Source organism: Nonomuraea sp. NPDC005983 (assembly GCF_040614375.1).
Classification (GTDB): Bacteria; Actinomycetota; Actinomycetes; order Streptosporangiales; family Streptosporangiaceae; genus Nonomuraea.
The window spans coordinates 73,437-91,042 of sequence record NZ_JBEXUP010000019.1 but is presented as its reverse complement, the minus strand read 5'-3'; the positions used below and the strand labels follow the sequence as shown (position 1 = coordinate 91,042).

The following is a 17,606-nucleotide window of genomic DNA, read 5'->3' as shown; positions in this document are numbered from 1 at the left end:
CCCGCGGGGGCCGGCATGCGGCCGCCCGCCGTCCCCCTCGGGGAGGACGGCGGGCGGCGGGTGGGTCAGGCCGCGACCGAGGAGGCGACCTGGGCCGGGGTCAGGGCGATGTCGAGGACCTCGCGCACGTCGCTGACCGGGTGGATGGTCAGCTCGTTGCGGACCTCCTCGGGCACGTCGTCCAGGTCGGGCTCATTGCGCGCCGGGATGAGCACCGTGGTGATGCCCGCCCGGTGGGCCGCCAGCAGCTTCTGCTTGACGCCGCCGATCGGCAGGACCCGCCCGGTGAGCGAGATCTCGCCGGTCATCGCCACGTCGCTGCGGACCTGGCGTCCCGACAGGAGCGAGGCCAGCGCGGTGGTCAGCGTCACGCCCGCCGAGGGACCGTCCTTGGGCACGGCGCCCGCCGGGAAGTGGATGTGCACCGAGCGGTCCTTCAGCGCGGTGACCGGCAGTTCCAGCTCCGCGCCGTGCGAGCGCAGGTAGGACAGCGCGATCCGGGCCGACTCCTTCATCACGTCGCCGAGCTGGCCGGTCAGGGTCAGGCCCGTCTCGCCGGTCTCGGGGTCGGCCAGCGACGCCTCCACGTAGAGGACGTCGCCCCCGGCTCCGGTGACCGCCAGGCCGGTGGCCACGCCCGGCACCGAGGTGCGCTGGGTGGACTCGGGCAGCGACGACTCGGGCACGAACCTGGGACGTCCGATGTAGCCGACCAGGTCGTCCTCGCCGACCGTGACGGGCAGTTCGTCCTTGGCCGCCACCTTGCGCAGGATCCGCCCGACCGAGCGCTCCAGTGAGCGGACTCCCGCCTCACGGGTGTACTCGGCGGCCAGCTTGCGCAGGGCCGCGTCCGCGACGGTCACCTCGTCGGCGGTCAGGCCGGCGAGTTCGAGCTGGCGCGGCAGCAGGTGGTCGCGGGCGATCGAGACCTTCTCGTCCTCGGTGTAGCCGTCGAGCGTGACGACCTCCATCCGGTCGAGCAGCGGCCCGGGGATGGCTTCGAGCACGTTGGCCGTGGCCAGGAAGAGCACGTCGCTCAGGTCCAGCTCGACCTCGAGGTAGTGGTCGCGGAAGGTGTGGTTCTGCGCCGGGTCGAGCACCTCGAGCAGGGCCGCGGTGGGGTCGCCGCGGTAGTCGGAGCCGACCTTGTCGATCTCGTCCAGCAGGACGACCGGGTTCATCGAGCCCGCCTCGCGGATGGCGCGGACGACGCGGCCGGGCAGCGCTCCGACGTAGGTGCGCCGGTGGCCGCGGATCTCCGCCTCGTCGCGGACGCCGCCGAGGGCGACGCGGACGAACTTGCGTCCCATCGCGCGCGCCACGGACTCGCCGAGCGACGTCTTGCCGACTCCGGGAGGGCCGGCGAGGGCGAGCACGGCGCCGCTGCGGCGCCCGCTGACGACACCGAGGCCCTTGTCCTGGCGGCGCTTGCGCACGGCCAGGTGCTCGATGATGCGGTCCTTGACGTCGTCGAGCCCCGTGTGGTCGGCGTCGAGGACGGCCCGCGCGCCGGCGATGTCGTAGTTGTCCTCGGTCCGCTCGTTCCACGGGACGTCGAGGACAGTGTCGAGCCAGGTGCGGATCCAGCCGGTCTCGGGGGACTGGTCGGACGTCCGCTCCAGCTTGTCGACCTCCTTGAGAGCGGCCTCACGCACCTTCTCGGGCAGATCGGCGGCCTCCACGCGGGCCCGGTAGTCCTCTTCCTCGGTCTCCGCCGAGTCGCCGTTGAGCTCCTTGAGCTCCTTGCGGACCGCGGCGAGCTGCTGGCGCAGCAGGAACTCGCGCTGCTGCTTCTCCATGCCCTCCTGGACGTCCTTGCGGATCGTCTCGGCCACGTCCAGCTCGGCGAGGTGCTCGCGGGACCACTCGACCAGCTTGGCCAGCCGCTCGGCCGGGTCGGCGGCCTCCAGCAGCTCGACCTTCTGGGCGGTGGTCAGCCACGGGGTGTAGCCGGAGCTGTCGGCCAGCACGGACGGGTCGTCGATCTGGTTGACCTGGTCGACCACCTGCCAGGCGCCGCGCTTCTGCAGGATGGTCGTGGCCAGGGACTTGTACTCCTTGGCCAACTCGTGGGCGCGCTCGCCCGCCGCGACGGTGTCGACCGTGATGGCCTCCACCCACAGGGCGGCGCCGGGGCCGGTCGTGCCGGTGCCCACGCGCACCCGGTCGACGCCCCGTACGACCGCCGCGGGCTCGCCACCGGGGAGCCTCCCGACCTGCTCGACCACGGCCTGCACGCCGACGGCGCCGTAGCGGCCGTCGATGCGGGGAACGAGGAGGACCCGCGGCTTGTTGCCACCAGATGCCTGGGCCGCGTCTATGGCCGCCCGCACCTCGGAGTCGGACAGGTTCAGCGGGACCACCATGCCCGGCAGGACGACCTCGTCGTCCAGCGGCAGGACCGGGAGGATCAGGCTCTCACTCATGCGAACTCCAAAGGGTTGAGTTATACCGACTCAATTCATTGGAGCCATGGATTGTTCCCTTCGTTGCCGATGTTCGCTCACGGCGATCGTAAGCATGTAATCGATACCTGGGAGTGATCTGAGGATCAGACCTGGGGGTGACGCCCGCCGCCGTCACTGTTCGTAAGCTGGGCGCGTGTTCTCAGCAGCGGCAGCCGTGCGGCCCTTCGCGCTCGCGCTCTTCCAGGGCGAGGCCGACCCGCCGCCCCGGTCACGGCGCCTGTCGCTCGGCCTGCCGCGCCGGCTGGCCGCGCTGCTGCCGGTCCGCCGCATCGCCCTCGTGCAGGCCGCCGACGTCATGACGGCCTGGGTCCTGTTCGGCACCACCTTCAGCCAGCTGGCCGACTGGAACAACGGCGCCCTCCCGCGCGTCTGGGATGGGTGCATCTTCCTCAGCGCGGTCGCGGTCTCGGCGCCGGTGGCGCTGCGCGACCGCTGGCCGCTCGCCGCCTGGCGGGTCGCCCTGGTGCTGCTGCCCGTCCCGGTCCACGTGACCGCCGCGTTGGACGGTTCCGACGCGCCGTACACGCCGGGCATGGTCGTGACGTACCTGCTCGTGATCTACTCGGTCGCCGTCCGCTGCGACCGGCGGATCGCGCTGGCGGTGTGGCTCATCACGGTCCTGGGTCTGTGGATCGCCGACCGCGGCTCCGCGCCCCTCGGTGCGGTCATCACCGGCGTCGCGGTCCTGTTCGGCTACAACGTACGGGTGCGGCGCAACGCCACGGCCAGGCTCCTGCTGGAGGAGCGCCGGTCCCGGCAGGCGGAGAGCGCGCAGGCCGTGCTGGAGGAGCGAGCCCGCATCGCGCGCGAGCTGCACGACGTGGTCGCCCACCACATGTCGGTGATCGCGATCCAGGCGGAGGCGGTGCCGCTCAAGGCGGCGGGCGACCCGGCGCAGCTGGAGGCGGGGCTGGCCGAGATCCGAAGCCTGTCGCTGGAGGCGATCGCCGAGCTGCGCCAGGTGCTGGGCGTGCTGCGCGACCAGGACGGCCGCACCGACACCGCGCCGCAGCCCGGCCTCGACCGGGTCGGCGAGCTGGTCGCCAACGCGCGGGCCGCCGGGCTGTCCGTGCTGGTCGAGCAGCCGGAGCCGGTCGCCGGGGTGCCACCCGCCATAGGCCTGTCGGCCTACCGGATCGTGCAGGAGTCACTGAGCAACGCGATGCGCCACGCGCCCGGCGCCACGGTCTCGGTCGGCATCTCCCGCGAGTCCGGCGCGGTGCGGCTCCGGGTCGTGAACGGCCCCGGGTCGTCGCCCGGCGGGCCGCCTGGAGCCGGGCAGGGGCTGGCGGGCATGCGGGAGCGGGCGGCGCTGCTGGGCGGCGAGCTGGAGGCGGCCGGAGTCGAAGGGGGAGGTTTCCAGGTGACGGCGAGGCTGCCGATCGAGGAGACGGCGTGATCCGGGTCCTGATCGCCGACGACCAGGGGATGGTGCGCACCGGGTTCACCGTGTTCCTGAGCGCCCAGCCCGACATCGAGGTGGTCGGCGAGGCGGCCGACGGGCTGGAGGCGGTCCAGCGGGCCGCAGCGCTGAAGCCCGACGTGGTGCTGATGGACGTCCGCATGCCGGTCATGAACGGGCTGGAGGCGACCAGGCGGCTGCTGTCGTCCGACGCGGCCTCGGCTCCGAAGGTGCTCATCCTCACCACCTTCGACCTCGACGACTATGTCTACGAAGCGCTGCGGGCGGGGGCCAGCGGGTTCCTGCTGAAGGACGCCTCGGCCGCGCAGCTCGCCGACGCCGTGCGGGTGGTGGCCGCGGGCGAGGCGCTGATCGCTCCGGCGATCACCAAACGGCTGATCCACGAGTTCGCCCGGCTGGGCGGCCCTCGCGGCCCCGCGCCCAAACGTCCGGCGGAGCTGACCGAGCGTGAGGCCGAGGTGCTCACGCTGGTCGCCCAGGCCCTGTCGAACCAGGAGATCGCCCAGAAGCTGGTGGTGGCCGAGCAGACCGTCAAGACGCATGTGGGGCGCGTCCTGATGAAGCTCGGCCTGCGCGACAGGGCCCAGGCGATCGTGTTCGCCTACGAGACCGGCTTGGTGCGGCCGGGCGACTGAGCGCGTCTCCCCTTCGCCGCGCGCACCCTGACCTGGCCGGTGGCGATGCGCACGATGTCGGGGCTGTTGATGGCGCCCTGCTCGATGGCGTGGCTGCCGAGCCTGGCCCGCAGCAGCCGGTCATAGGCCTCGGCGACGGCCTTCGGGTCGTCGTGCAGGTCCTTGCAGAGCTGCTGGGCCTGCTTGGCCTCCGACCACGCCGTCACCACTTTGGGCAGGTAGACCCATCCGGCGACGAGGGCGGCGAACACGTACCCGCCGATGGTGACCCAGGCGGCGTAGTGCACCGCCGCCTCCGACGGCGCGCCCAGCCAGACCCTGGCGAGCACTCCCGAACCGGTGCCCAGCGCGGGCGAGACCAGGAGCCCCGGGATCCAGGGTGAGCGGGCGGCGCTCCTGACCCGCGGAAAGGCCATCTCCGGCGGCCTACTCGGCCGGATCGTCGCCGTCAGTGACCTCGTCGCCCTCAGGAGGGGGCGTTCTGACCACGCTCGGGTGACCGAGCAGATACTCTGGGTAGCCGGTGACGATTGCCGAATCAGGTAGCTCATTCGGGGTGACGAACATGGGCCAATGGTGTTGAGTCATGTCGAAGCCTCGTTTGCTTGCGTGATGGGGCGTCGACGGGGCGAGGGGGAGACTCCTGCTGCAACAGGATGTCGTCAACCCCCTCGCCCCACCAACGAGCGAGTTTTCCTGTAATGCACAACGGGCCTCTCGATTCCCGATTCAGGAACGCGAGAGACCCATGAAAACCGGATCATAGGTCGGTTTTCCCCGGAATGGCGCCGAACGTGAAAACGAATCAGATTCGCGTTCACGTTGAAGGTCAGGTGAGGCCGCCGGCGCTTGGTCGAAGCGTACATAACATCAAGCCCCGGCACCTCACGTACTCGTGAATCAAGGCCAGATCAATTCGGCCACACCAGCCCCACCCGTCCCACCAGATGCGCTACCCGGCGCCGCACACGGCCCGTCGGCCGGCCTCGGGCGTGCCCCTTCCGCAGGTGGCGGGCGCGGAGATCCAACCGGGGGCGGTTCCGGCCTGGAGACGTGGCCAGGCTCCAGCGCGTCACGATTTTTCGTGACTTCACGGGATTAGCGCAATTGACAAGGAGCGCGGCCGCGCGCCGTTGTCGTTCATCCGAACTGTGTCATGGCGGCGAGATCGACGGCACCCTTTCGGGATTGTCCGGTTCAGCCGGTATTTCAGATATCTGACCATATTCGGCATTGGACGAGTGAGGCGGCTCGGCACACGCCCCGAATTCCACCTCGCGACGGCAGGGCTCGCACCGGGTCACCCTCCGGTACTACCGCCACATTCAAACCCTGCGCTGACGCGGACCACGAGGTCGTGTCCGTACGGTCGTGGCCATGTTCAGACGTCTCGGCGGACAGGCTCGCAGCCCGCACAGGCCCCTGATCCGGCGCAGGGGCCTGTCCTCCATCTGGATGAGCCGATCTTCATCCGTGCGGACGGTGCCGCCTCGCGACACGGCTGGGAGCGTGTTGACCATGTACAAGCGAGCGATGTGCGCGGGACTGGCCGGCATGTTAGCGATCTCACTACTGTCGAGCCCGGCGGCGGCGACCGGTGCCCACTCAGGGTTACGGCAAGCCCTCCAGCGCCTGACCGAAGACAACGACGTACCAGGAGCGTTGGCGCAGATTCACAACGCACACGGCGACACCGTGATCACCAGCGGCGTCGCCGACGTGGAGACCAAGCGTCCCGTGCCGACAGACAGCAGGTTCAGAATCGGCAGCAAGACCAAGACGTTCGTCGCCACGGTCACACTCCAGCTCGTCGGTGACGGCAGGATCGAGCTGGACGCGCCCGTAGAACGCTACCTGCCCGGGCTGGTGGGGCCGGACATCACTGTGCGCCAGCTCCTCCAGCACACCAGCGGCCTGCCCGACTACCTGCCCCTGCTCGATCCCGCCGACATCCTGGCCCACCGCTACGATCACTGGAACGCGGCGGACCTGGTCACACTGGCCCTGCAACGGCCTGCGGAGTTCCCGCCCGGCACGGACTGGAGCTACTCCAACACCAACTACCTGATCGTCGGGATGATCATCGAGAAGGTGACCGGCAACACCTTCGGTACGGAGATCCGAAACCGCATCCTGCGCCCACTGCGACTGAACGCCACCTCCGTCCCCGACGACGCGCTCGACATCCCCGGCCCTCACCCGAGCGGCTACCTCAAGACCGGCGACGGACTGCTCGACATCACCCGTCATAATCCCTCGGTGGCCGGCGCGTCAGGCGGGATGATCTCCAGCGCGTCGGACCTGAACCGCTTCTACGATGCTCTCCTGCACGGCCGGCTGCTCCGTCCGGCCGAGTTGAAAGAGATGATGACCACGCGTCCACTGGACGGCCCCGGCGGCGCGGCGTACGGCCTGGGGCTGATGAGCACGCCGCTGCCCTGCGGCGGCCTGCTGTGGGGCCACGCGGGTGACACGCTCGGCTTCAGAACCAGCGGCGGGGCCACCCTGGACGGCAGGCAGGTCACAGTCATGACGAACCTGTACCGCATCGACGGCGTCCGCAACGCGGACCTCGACGCGGTGGTCACCACCGCACTGTGTGAGAACCGCTGAAGACCGGGGCCATGCGCCGCACGCGGAATCAAGGGTTGCGCGCTGCCGCCCGGGGCGCGCGGCACGTCACCGGTGCCGGCGGGTGATCGCGAGGTAGGCGAGGCAGAGCACGGCCAGCCCCGCGCACGCCGCCAGGGCCACCGGGACACCGACAGGCAGCAGGACACCACCGAGAGCGGTGCCCAGGGCGATGCCGAGGTAGAGCGCCGAGGCGTTGAGGCCGACGACCACAGCCGTCTCCTGCGGGGCCGCGGAGATCAGCCGCAGTTGCTGGGCCGGAGTCTGGAACCACGTGCTGGCGCCCCAGGCCGTCATCAGCAGCCCCGCCAGCGGCAGCCAGCGGATGTTCGCGCCGGCCGTCCAGGCGAACGCGGTCAGGGTCACGGCGAGCGCCGCGTACCCGACCGCCAGGACGCGGATGGGCCCGCGCCGGTCAGCCGCCGCGCCCGCCACCAGGTTGCCGGCCACCGCGCCCACGCCGTACAGGAACAACAGCCACATCTCCGACGCCGGACCGGCACCGAGCGCGTGCGCGATGGGGACGGCGTAGGCGTACAGCCCGTAGCCGGCGGCCAGGCCGAGGACGGTCAGCGGCAGCACCGCCACCACTCCCGGCCGACGCAACGCGGCGAGGCGATCACGCAAGGGGACGCGGGGATTGCCGGGCAGTACGGGCATGACGGCGCGCACGGCGGCCGCGCAGAGCGCGCACAGCACCGCGACCAGCCCGAGCGCGGCACGCCAGTCCAGGACCTTGTCGGCGAGGTTGCCCAGCGGCACCCCCAACGCGGTCGCAAGGGTCAGTCCGCCGACGACCACGGCCAGCGCGCGAGCACGCTGCGCGGGTGCGACCAGAGAGGCGGCGACGGCGCCCGCGTTGGGGGTGAAGGCGGCGGCGCCGAACGCGGCCAGGACACGCGTGATCATCAACAGCGGATAGCCGGGGGCCAGCGCTGAGCCGAGGTTGGCCAGCGCGAGCACCGCCAGCGCGCACACCAGCAGGGCGCGGCGCGGGACCCTGGCGGTGAGGGTGGCCAGGACGGGAGAGAGCAGGGCGTAGGTGATGGCGAAGACGGTCGCGGACTGCCCGGCCGCGCCCTCGGACACGTCCAGGGAGCGGGCCATGTCCGGCAGGAACCCGGCCACCACGTACGCGTCGGTGCCGACGGCGAAGGTGCCGAGCGCCAGGACCAGGGTCGCACCGAGCCCGCGCGGAGTGGGGTTGGCGGGCACGGCGTGTCTCGCTTCAATCGGGATATTCGACATCCCGGTTCCTTTCATGGTTATGCGCGGGTGGGTGCGGGTCAGCCACCCACACCCTGCGTCGCGTGCGGGCCGGCCGCCCGCATGCACGTCGTTCCACGCGGGCGGGCGGTTCGGGGTGAGGCGCCCACACGAACGTCGCTCCGCGCGGGCGGTCGAGATGGGCGGGCGGGCGGTTCGGGGTCAGTCACCCATGCGGGCGTAGTTTCGACGGGTGCGCTCGGCCCCTGCCGGGGCGTGGGCCATCAGGTCGGCTACCGTCTGGGCGGCCAGTTCGCGCCGCCAGGCCAGCTCGGCACGGCGCATCGCGGCGGCGATCCCGCAGGGGCGGCCGAACTCTCCATCGGCGCCTACCGCCCCCGCGCCGCGCTGCCGGATCTCGGCGCAGCGGAACGCTTCGTCGGCCCCCTCCAAAGCGACGACGACGTCCATCAGGGTGATCTGCTCCGGCGGACGCGCCAGGGCGAAGCCGCCACGGACACCCGGCGTCGAGGTCAGAATCCCGGCCTTGGCGAGCGCCTGTAGGCGCTTCTTCAAGTACTCCTGCGGCAGGTCGAACCAAGCGGCGAGCTTGCGAATCGACACCGGCCCCTCGTCCCCGAGCCAGGCGAGTGTCACGCAGCAGTGCAGACCCCACTCGACTCCCTCACCCATCTGCATAACAGGGATACTACATATCCCTTTTAGGCGGAGCACTCCGGCAGGCGCCCCAGCGTGACGGTCGGCTGTCCGCGACCATCTCCCCGAAGCCCAGAAGGAGGGCTGAACCCCTGGTGGCCCCCGTCAGGGGCGAGTGTGCGCAGGTCGGTGCCCGGGAAGGTTTAATGACATGGTGTCGCCATCAGCTTGACGTAGGCCTCCGAGGTTTGTGACACTGTGTCATGAAACAGTCCGCACACGTTGGGAAGTACCGTGACGTCGTTCTCTGACACCCTGAAGTCCGCCACCTGGAGTGACCATCAGTCGGCGGAGGACGAGAGCTACCTCAAGGAGCTGATGGGCGGGCGGCTGACCGAGCCGGAGTACGGCGAGATGGTCGCCCAGCACTACTTCGCCTACGTCGCCCTCGACAGGGCCGCCAGAGCTCTGGAGAGCCATCCGGTCGCCGGACGCTTCGTCTTTCCCGAGCTCTACCGCGAGGACGCGCTCCAGCGGGACCTGCGGACGATCTTCGGTGCCGGATGGCGGGAGCGGGTTGGGCCGTCCAAGGCCACGCGGACACTGGTCGCGCGGATCGAGCAGGTGGCCGACTGGCCGGGCGGGTACATCGCCCACCACTACACCCGCTACATGGGCGATCTGTCGGGCGGCCAGTTCATCCGGATGGAGCTGCAGAAGATCTACGGCTACGCCAAGGGCGGCGGCGTCGACTTCTACGTGTTCGACGAGGTCGGCAGCCTGCCGAGGTTCAAGAACGAGTACCGCGCCCGGCTCGACGCGCTGGAGCTGGACGACAGGGAGCGGCAGCGGATCATCCGCGAGGTCAGGCTCGCCTACCAGCTCAACACCGAGGTGCTCGCCGAACTGCTGCACGTGGTGAGAGCCGCCGCCTGACACCATGCCAGGCACCCTCGGAACTCCATGACGGGCGCCCCCGGCAACAAGCCCACAGCACGCACGGCGGGCGTCCACGGCCTTGTGTCGCCGGCTTCACGGACGAGCATGGCCTTTCGCCCTACCATGGGCATATGCCCCGCATCTCCGCCGCCACCATCGGTGAGCACCGTGCACAGACGCGCGAGCGTATCCTCCAGGCGGTCTCCCGCCTGTCAAGGGTGCAGGGCATCGACGGGATCTCCATGACGGACGTGGCCGGCGAGGCGGGAATCACCCGGACCGTCCTGTACAACTACTACCCGGACAAGGCGGCCCTTCTGCTCGCCTTCACCGAGCAGGTCACCCGTTACTTCATCGAGAGCTACGAGCGGGAGCTGCCCGCCGGCGCCTCCCCCGCCGACCGCCTGCGCGCGTTCGTCCGGCTGCAGTTGAGCGGCCTGCTGGCGCACCCGCACCCGGGCGCGGCCGACCTGAGCGCCGCGCTGGGCCCCGACGCCTATCAGCAGCTGGCCGAGCACGTGGCACCGATGCAGCGGATCCTGGTGGACATCCTCGACAGCGGCAGCGAGGCGGGCGACTTCCAGGTGCCCGAGGTCGCCTCCACGGCGCGGATGATCCTCGCGGTCATCGGCGCCGAGCGGGTGCCGCTGATCAGCGGCGCCGTGTCGGTGGAGGACGCGGACGAGCTGGTCTCGGGGTTCGTGCTCAGAGCACTGGGAGCCGGCTGAGACCATTGGCCGTATGGAAAACGGCCACATCGCGCTCAAATCCCCTCAGGGGCGGTGGATCCTGGCGGCGACCGTGCTCGGCTCGGGTCTGGCCATGCTCGACAGCACGGTAGTCAACGTCGCCCTCCCCTTTCTCGGCAGGGAACTCAAGGCCGACATGGCCGGGCTCCAGTGGACGATCAACGCGTACACGCTCACGCTGGCCGGGCTGATCCTGCTGGGCGGCTCCCTCGGTGACCGCTACGGCCGCCGCAAGGTCTTCCTCATCGGGACGATCTGGTTCGCGCTCGCGTCCGCGCTGTGCGGCCTCGCACCGAACATCGAGTTCCTCATCATCGCCCGCGCGCTGCAGGGCGTCGGCGGCGCGCTGCTCACGCCCGGCTCGCTGGCGATCATCCAGGCGTCGTTCGTCAGGGATGACCGGCCGCGCGCGGTGGGCGCCTGGTCGGGGCTGGGCGGGGTGGCGAGCGCGCTCGGCCCGCTGCTCGGCGGCTGGCTGGTGGAGACGGCGGGCTGGCGGTGGGCGTTCCTGCTCAACCTGCCGTTCGCCGCGATGGTCGTGCTCGTCACGATCAGGCACGTCCCGGAGAGCAGGGATGAGCAGGCGGTGGGCCGCTTCGACGTCCTCGGCTCGGTGCTGGCCGCGCTCGCGCTGGCCGGGATCACCTACGGCCTGATCGAGAAGGGCGTGGGCGTGCCGCTGATCGCCGGCGTGGTGCTGGCGGTGGCGTTCGTCTGGGTTGAGAGGCACCGCTCGCCCGACGCCCTCGTGCCGCTCGGCCTCTTCCGCGACCGGGTGTTCACGGCCGTGAACGTGGTCACGCTGATCATGTACGCGGCGATGGGCGTGGTGTTCTTCCTGCTGGTCGTGCAGCTCCAGGTGGTGTCGGGGTTCGGGCCGATCGCCGCCGGCCTGGCACTGCTGCCGACGACCATCCTGATGCTGCTGCTGTCGGCGCGAGCAGGCGAGGTCGCCAAGCGGATCGGCCCGCGCTGGCCGATGACGATCGGCATCCTCGTGGCCGGGCTCGGCTTCCTGTTGATGAGCACGATCGGGCCGGGCGCGTCCTACGTGTTCCAGGTCCTCCCGGCGGTCACGGTGTTCGGGCTCGGCCTGTCGGCGGCGGTCGCGCCGCTGACGGCGACCGTGCTGGCCACCGCCGACGAGCGTTACGCCGGTACGGCGAGCGGCGTCAACAACGCGGTGGCCCGCACGGGCAGCCTGCTGGCGGTGGCCGCGGTGCCGCCGCTGGTCGGGCTGGTCGGCGACGCGTTCGACAAGCCGCAGGTGTTCGACGCGGGCTTCACGCGCGCGATGCTGATCAGCGCGGTCATGATGGGTGTCTCAGCACTCATCACCTTCTTCACGATCCGGACGAACGTCCTGGATCCGCAGCTCACGAAGGCCGGAACCAGTGAGACGTGACCGCCCTCAGAAGGTGAACTGCTGACTGCGGACGCTGTTGTCGAAGTTCGACAGCAGCAGTTCGGGCTCCCCGACCGAGCGGATGCCCGGCAGGCGGGTCAGCAGTTCGCGGAACATCGTCCGCATCTCCTGCCGGGCCAGGTTGGCGCCGAGGCAGAAGTGCGGGCCGGGGCCGCCGAAGCCGACGTGCGGCTTGGTGTCGCGGGTGATGTCGAAGCTGTCGGGGTCGGGGAAGACCGACTCGTCGCGGTTGGCCGAGCCGTAGAACAGGACGACCTTGTCGCCCTTCTTCAGGTCGAGGCCGCGCAGCGAGTAGTCGGCGGTGACGGTGCGGCGGAACTGCATGATGGGCGAGACGAACCGGACCATCTCCTCGATGGCGCCGTTGACGTGCGCGTCGAAGTCGCTCATCAGCAGCTCTCGCTGGGCCGGGTTGTCGGTGAGCAGCTTGATGCCGTGAGCCATGGTGTTGCGGGCGGTCTCGTTGCCCGCGACCAGCAGCAGCGCGAAGAACGAGCCCAGCTCGCGGTCGGTGAGCTTCTCGCCGTCGGGGTTGGCGTTGACCAGCAGCGACACCAGGTCGCCCCGAGGTTCTGCGACGCGCTCGTGGCCGAGCTTGATGACCAGGCGTTGCAGGGCGAGCAGGGCGAGCATGTTCTGCCCGGCCATCTGGACGCTGCGGGCCAGGCTCGGACGGACCCCGGTGTAGGCGGTGGAGATGTCGACGTGTTCGTGGACCTTCGCCCGTAGTTCGTCGGGGATGCCCATCATGTCGCAGATGACGTGGATGGGGAGCCTGGCGGCCACCTGGGAGACGAAGTCGCGCGGGCCGTCGCCGACCACGTCGTCGACGATGCGCGCGCAGGCCGCCTCGATGTCGCTCTGCAGGCCGGCGAGCATGCGGGGGCTGAACGAGCGGGTGACGATCCGGCGCAGGCGGGCGTGGCGGGGGTCGTCCATGTTCACCATCGACTCGCCGAACACCTGCTTGACCCACCCGGGCGGCTCGGGGTTGGTGACGGCGGGCTCACTGGAGAAGATCTTGGCGTTGCGGCTGGCCTCGACCACGTCCGCGTGCCGCACGAGGGCGTAGAAACCCTTGCCCGAGCGGAGCAGCGGCACTTTCTTCTCGGGGAAGAACACCGGATGCTCGACCTGCCTGAGCTGGGCGAATGCCTCGTAGCGTTCCTTGAGGGGTTTGCGCCAGAAATTCAGGTCCGCGAGGTCGATGTCCACCCGTCCATCCTGGCACGTTCCCATGGAGTTAAAGCCGGGTTCGGGGACAGCGGCGATACCTACAGGTATGAACGCACTGCTCGCCGCCTGCCTGGTGCTCCCCCTGGCCTCCGGTACGGCCCACAGCCCCGCCAGGACGTGTGGCGGCCTCCCCTCCGACTTCGACGGCGACGGCCGTCCCGACCTCGCCGTGGCCGCTCCGTACGACGACAAGCGGGCCGGCTCCGTGAGCATCGTCTACGGCGACGGACGGACGGTGAAGCTCACCCAGCGCGACGCCGAGCCCGGCGACTCGTTCGGGTCGGCGCTGGCCGTGGGCGACTTCGACGGCGACGGCTGCTCGGACCTGGCCGTGGGCGTGTCGGAGGAGTTCACGGGCGAGCGGGTGCCGGGCGGCGACGGGAACGGGGTCGTCGAGCTGTTCAACGGCTCGGCCGAGGGGCTGCGCCCCGGGAAACGGCTCGCGCTGGACAAACCGTCCAGCGACAGGTTCGGCGCCGCGCTGGCGGCGGGCGACCTCGACGGCGACGGGCGGGACGAGCTCGTCGTGGGCGCGCCGGGACGGGGCACGGGCGGCGGCGTCATCATCTACTGGATGAAGGGCCGCAAGCCTTTCCAGATCACCCAGAAGACGTCGTGGGTGCGGCAGACGGCGAGCGTGACCGACCAGTGGGGCGCGGCGCTCGCGACCGGCGACTTCAACGGGGACGGACGCGACGAGCTGGCCGTCGGCGCGCCCGCCGACAGCGTCACCCAGGACGGCCAGGGCTCCGTCACCGTCATCGACCCGGTGCGCAGGCGCGCGCGACTCCTCACGCAGAGCACCCCGGGCATCAAGGGCGCCTCGGAGAAGTGGGACGCGTTCGGCTCGTCCCTGGCGTCCGGTGACTTCAACGGCGACGGACGCGCCGACCTGGCCATCGGCGTGCCCGGCGAGGGGCTGAGCAAGAACCAGCGGGCGATGGACTACGGCGACGGCACCGTGGACGTCCTGTACGGCACCCGCGGCGGGCTCAGCACGTCCGGCAGCGAGGCGTGGTCGCAGCGGACGCTCAAGGGCGAGCCGCGCTACTACGACCGGTTCGGCGCGTCGCTGGCCGCCGGCGACTTCAACGGCGACGGCGACGACGAGCTGGCCATCGGAGTGCCCGGCGAGCGGGCCGTCCAGGTGCTGGCGGGAACGAGGGCGGGCGGGCTCACCCGGCACGGCGACCTGCTGATCAAGGGCGAGGGCCGTGACTTCGGCGCGTCCCTGGCCGCGCTCCCGGCCCTGGGGGGCCGCTATCGCGCGCTCTCCAAGCAGCCGCCGCTGTACGGGCTGGTCGTCGCCGCCCCGGACCAGGGCCTGGTGCAGTACGTGCCCGGCGTGCGCAAGCCCGGCACCTTCCCCGGCCTGCGCCCGGACCGGATCCGCCGGCTCGGCAGCGGCCCCGGCCTGTACGGCTACACGTTCGGCTGACCCCGCCCAGAAAGCGAGCCCTTCAGGCGGTGACAAACGACTTCAGATGGCGGACGTCTCAAGGTGGCGGACGTCTCACGGTGGCGGGCTCGTTCAGGTGGACGGGGGCGCCAGGGGGAGGGTGACGCGGAAGATCGCGCCCTTGCCCGGTTCGCCGGTGGCCGAGATCGTCCCGCCGTGCGCCTCCACCAGCGTGGCGGCGATCGACAGACCCAGCCCGGACCCGCCGGGGCTGCGCGCGGGGTCGGCCCGGTAGAACCGCTCGAACACCCGCTCCGCCACCTCCGGCGAGAACCCGGGCCCCTCATCGGCGACCTCCATGACGGCCTGCCCGCCGCTCACGCCGACCCCGAGGTGGAACGCCGTCCCAGGCGGCGTGTGGGTGAGCGCGTTGCTCACCAGGTTGCCGACCACCTGCCCGAGCCGCGACTCGTCGCCTGTCACGACCACCGGCCCCTCGCCTCCGTGCAGCCGCACCAGCTCGATCCCCCGGTCGGGGGCGAGCGTCTGGGCGTCGATCACGGCGGTCGCCGCGAGGCTGAGCAGGTCCACGGGACGCAGGTCGAGGGCGCGACGCTGGTCCAGCCTGGCCAGCAGCAGCATGTCCTCGACGAGCAGCCCCATCCGCGCCGCCTGCCCCTCGATGCGGTGCAGCAGCCTGACGGCCTCGTCCAGGTCCCGCTCCTCCCCCAGCCGGTACAGCTCGGCGAAGCCCCTGATGGAGGTGAGCGGGGTGCGCAGCTCGTGCGAGGCGTCGGCCATGAACCTGCGCATCAGCTCCTCCGAGCGCCGTGCGGCGATGGCGGACCGGCGGGCCGACTCGGCCGCCGCCTCCCGCTCCCTGACGGCGACCTCGATGCGGCCGAGCATGCCGTTGAGCGCCCGGCCGAGCTTGCCGACCTCGGTGGTGCCCGCCCAGAGCGGCACGCGCCGCGCCAGGTCGCCGTCGGCGATGTGGCGGGCGGTCTGGGCGATCTCGCCGAGAGGGCGCAGGCTGCGCCGTACCAGCCAGTAGCAGGCGCTGCCGAGCACCACCAGCGTGCCTCCGCCGGCGACCGCCACGATCAGGAGGAGTTGGGAGACGGTCGCGTCCACATCCCCCAGGTTGATCGCGATCACCCTGCTCCGGCCGTCGCGCCAGGGCGCGGCGACCACCCGCCACGCGGGGCCGTCGGAGCCGCGCGAGTCCACGGTGAAGGGCCGCCCGTCGCGGGCGGCCACGTCGGCGGTGGTGAGCCGGGGCAGGTTCGGCGTGTGCTCCTCCGTCGACTCGGCGAACGTCCTGATCACCGTGCCGTCGGAGTCGACGAGGACCTGGTGGAACAGGCCGAGGAGGCGCTGCGGACGGGCGCTGGGCGGCGGGTCGGGCGGCGGCGGGCCCGGCCTCGGCACGCTGGCGGCGCGCAGCTGGTTGTCGACCCGCTCCACCAGGTAGCCGCGCAGCAGCCGGACCGCGAACAGCCCGGTCACCGTGATGGCCAGGGTGACCAGCAGCAGCGTCACCGAGACCAGCCGCAGCCAGAGCGGGGCGCGGGCGAGGTGCTTCCTCATTCGCGCGGCGGGCGCAGGATGTAGCCGACCCCGCGCAGCGTGTGCAGGTACCTGGACTCCCCCGTGTCGACCTTGCGGCGCAGGTACGACACGTACGACTCGACCAGGCCGACGTCGGTGCGCCAGTCGCCGTTCCAGACGTGGTCGAGGATCTGCGTCTTCGACAGCACCCTGCCGGCGTTGAGCATGAAGTACTGCAGCAGCCTGAACTCGGTGGGCGACAGTCTCACCGGGACGCCGTCGCGCCACGCCTCGTGGGTCTCCTCGTCCAGTTCCAGGTCGGCCACCTGCAACCGGTTGGGCGGCGGCACGCCCCGCCGGGTCCTGCGCAGCACCGCCCGGATCCTGGCGATGACCTCTTCGAGGCTGAACGGCTTGGTCACGTAGTCCTCGCCGAGCCCGAGGCCGGCGATCCGATCCTCCGGGGTGTCCTTGGCGGTGACGAACAGCACCGGAACCCGGCGGCCGCGGGACCGCAGCCTGCCCGCGACCGCCAGGCCGTCCAGGTCGGGCAGCATCACGTCGAGCATCACCAGGTCAGGCGCGCTCTGCTCGGCCACCCTGAGTGCCTCCATGCCGTCGGCGGCGGTCAGCACCTCGAACCCGGCCATCCGCAGGCTGGCCGAGAACAACTCCCTGATGTTGGGTTCGTCGTCGACCACCAGCAGCCTGGCCTCGGGCGCGGTCATCGGCCGACGCCTCCCTGGGTGATCGAGGTGGCCGAGACCGTGCCGTCACCCGCCTGCTCGCCGCGCACCACGACGGTGCTGCCGCTGCGCAGGTCGGACACCTTGCCGGGCTTGGCGACCTGGACCGTGGTCTGGCCGGTCGTGGTGACGGTGACGGTGGCGCCGTCCATGGTCTTCAGGTAGACCTTGCCGTCCTCGACCTTCTCCACGGTGCCGACCGTACCGCCACCCTGACGCTGGCCGAAGCCGGGCTGGCCGCCGGGGCCGCCGTAGCCGGGCGGCTGCCCGTTGCCGCCCTGCCGTCCGTAGCCCCGCAGCTGGCCGGGGGCCTGCTGCCTGTCTCCGGGCTGCCTGTCTCCGGCCGCCGCGGCCGGCCCGGCGTCGCCGCCGCCCAGCGACTTGTGCGCCTGGATGCCGATCAGGATGCCCGCCACCAGGACGACGCCCGCCGCCAGCGCGAGCGTCAGCCTGGAGGTCTGCCGCCGGGGCTGGACTGCCAGCTCGGCCTGCAGGTCGTCGGGGTACGGCGAGGCGTCAAGCTTGGCCATGTGTTGTCTC

Annotated in this window: 16 protein-coding genes; 7 read left to right on the top strand and 9 right to left on the bottom strand. The window is 71.1% G+C overall.

What is annotated here, in order from left to right; all coding sequences use genetic code 11:
• Nucleotides 1-65: 65 nt before the first annotated feature.
• The gene (gene lon, locus ABZ297_RS12185) at nucleotides 66-2,426 is read right to left on the bottom strand and encodes an endopeptidase La (protein WP_355343552.1); all 2,361 of its coding nucleotides are present in this window, start codon (nucleotides 2,424-2,426) and stop codon (nucleotides 66-68) included.
• A gap of 175 nt (nucleotides 2,427-2,601) precedes the next feature.
• On the opposite strand from lon, the gene ABZ297_RS12180 reads away from it, so the two are divergent.
• Complete coding sequence (locus tag ABZ297_RS12180) at nucleotides 2,602-3,867, top strand: histidine kinase (RefSeq protein ID WP_355343549.1); 1,266 nt, start codon at nucleotides 2,602-2,604, stop codon at nucleotides 3,865-3,867.
• A complete protein-coding gene (locus tag ABZ297_RS12175) occupies nucleotides 3,864-4,526 on the top strand; it encodes a response regulator transcription factor (RefSeq protein WP_350812517.1) in 663 nt (220 codons plus the stop codon). Before ABZ297_RS12180 ends, ABZ297_RS12175 begins: the two co-directional genes overlap by 4 nt.
• On the opposite strand, the gene ABZ297_RS12170 is transcribed toward ABZ297_RS12175, so the two are convergent.
• Nucleotides 4,493-4,942 carry a hypothetical protein gene (locus tag ABZ297_RS12170; RefSeq protein WP_355343546.1) on the bottom strand — a complete coding sequence of 150 codons (450 nt, stop codon included), beginning with the start codon at nucleotides 4,940-4,942 and terminating at the stop codon, nucleotides 4,493-4,495. The genes ABZ297_RS12175 and ABZ297_RS12170 overlap by 34 nt on opposite strands.
• Nucleotides 4,943-4,952: 10 nt before the next feature.
• A complete protein-coding gene (locus ABZ297_RS12165; RefSeq protein WP_350812515.1) occupies nucleotides 4,953-5,093 on the bottom strand; it encodes a hypothetical protein in 141 nt (46 codons plus the stop codon).
• Nucleotides 5,094-5,903: 810 nt separating this feature from the next.
• On the opposite strand from ABZ297_RS12165, the gene ABZ297_RS12160 reads away from it, so the two are divergent.
• Entirely contained in the window at nucleotides 5,904-7,139 is a 1,236-nt protein-coding gene (locus ABZ297_RS12160) for a serine hydrolase domain-containing protein (protein ID WP_355343543.1), read from the top strand.
• A gap of 66 nt (nucleotides 7,140-7,205) precedes the next feature.
• Here the strand turns inward: ABZ297_RS12160 and ABZ297_RS12155 are convergent, their stop codons facing one another.
• Complete coding sequence (locus ABZ297_RS12155; RefSeq protein WP_355343540.1) at nucleotides 7,206-8,405, bottom strand: MFS transporter; 1,200 nt, start codon at nucleotides 8,403-8,405, stop codon at nucleotides 7,206-7,208.
• Between the two features lie 180 nt (nucleotides 8,406-8,585).
• The gene (locus tag ABZ297_RS12150) at nucleotides 8,586-9,062 is read right to left on the bottom strand and encodes an Rrf2 family transcriptional regulator (RefSeq protein WP_355343537.1); all 477 of its coding nucleotides are present in this window, start codon (nucleotides 9,060-9,062) and stop codon (nucleotides 8,586-8,588) included.
• A 252-nt stretch (nucleotides 9,063-9,314) separates the two neighbouring features.
• Here ABZ297_RS12150 and ABZ297_RS12145 point away from each other — a divergent pair, with 252 nt between their 5' ends.
• From ABZ297_RS12145 to ABZ297_RS12135, 3 genes are all read left to right on the top strand, one after another.
• Nucleotides 9,315-9,956: a biliverdin-producing heme oxygenase gene (locus ABZ297_RS12145; protein ID WP_355343534.1), complete on the top strand. Its 642-nt coding sequence runs from the start codon at nucleotides 9,315-9,317 to the stop codon at nucleotides 9,954-9,956.
• A gap of 134 nt (nucleotides 9,957-10,090) precedes the next feature.
• The gene (locus ABZ297_RS12140; RefSeq protein ID WP_355343531.1) at nucleotides 10,091-10,687 is read left to right on the top strand and encodes a TetR/AcrR family transcriptional regulator; all 597 of its coding nucleotides are present in this window, start codon (nucleotides 10,091-10,093) and stop codon (nucleotides 10,685-10,687) included.
• A 13-nt stretch (nucleotides 10,688-10,700) separates the two neighbouring features.
• A complete protein-coding gene (locus ABZ297_RS12135) occupies nucleotides 10,701-12,113 on the top strand; it encodes an MFS transporter (protein ID WP_355343528.1) in 1,413 nt (470 codons plus the stop codon).
• Nucleotides 12,114-12,119: 6 nt separating this feature from the next.
• Here ABZ297_RS12135 and ABZ297_RS12130 read toward each other — a convergent pair whose 3' ends face one another.
• Nucleotides 12,120-13,349 (bottom strand): cytochrome P450, encoded by a 1,230-nt coding sequence (locus tag ABZ297_RS12130; protein WP_355343525.1) that lies wholly within the window; start codon nucleotides 13,347-13,349, stop codon nucleotides 12,120-12,122.
• 67 nt (nucleotides 13,350-13,416) lie between these two features.
• On the opposite strand from ABZ297_RS12130, the gene ABZ297_RS12125 reads away from it, so the two are divergent.
• Nucleotides 13,417-14,808 carry an FG-GAP and VCBS repeat-containing protein gene (locus ABZ297_RS12125; protein ID WP_355343522.1) on the top strand — a complete coding sequence of 464 codons (1,392 nt, stop codon included), beginning with the start codon at nucleotides 13,417-13,419 and terminating at the stop codon, nucleotides 14,806-14,808.
• A gap of 93 nt (nucleotides 14,809-14,901) precedes the next feature.
• Here the strand turns inward: ABZ297_RS12125 and ABZ297_RS12120 are convergent, their stop codons facing one another.
• From ABZ297_RS12120 to ABZ297_RS12110, 3 genes are read right to left on the bottom strand one after another with little or no spacing between them, the layout of a single operon-like run.
• Entirely contained in the window at nucleotides 14,902-16,359 is a 1,458-nt protein-coding gene (locus tag ABZ297_RS12120; RefSeq protein ID WP_355343519.1) for a HAMP domain-containing sensor histidine kinase, read from the bottom strand.
• Nucleotides 16,356-17,048 (bottom strand): response regulator transcription factor, encoded by a 693-nt coding sequence (locus tag ABZ297_RS12115; protein WP_355343516.1) that lies wholly within the window; start codon nucleotides 17,046-17,048, stop codon nucleotides 16,356-16,358. Before ABZ297_RS12115 ends, ABZ297_RS12120 begins: the two co-directional genes overlap by 4 nt.
• On the bottom strand, nucleotides 17,045-17,596 hold the full coding sequence (locus ABZ297_RS12110; protein ID WP_355343513.1) for a hypothetical protein: 552 nt from the start codon (nucleotides 17,594-17,596) through the stop codon (nucleotides 17,045-17,047). Before ABZ297_RS12110 ends, ABZ297_RS12115 begins: the two co-directional genes overlap by 4 nt.
• Between the last annotated feature and the right edge of the window lie 10 nt (nucleotides 17,597-17,606).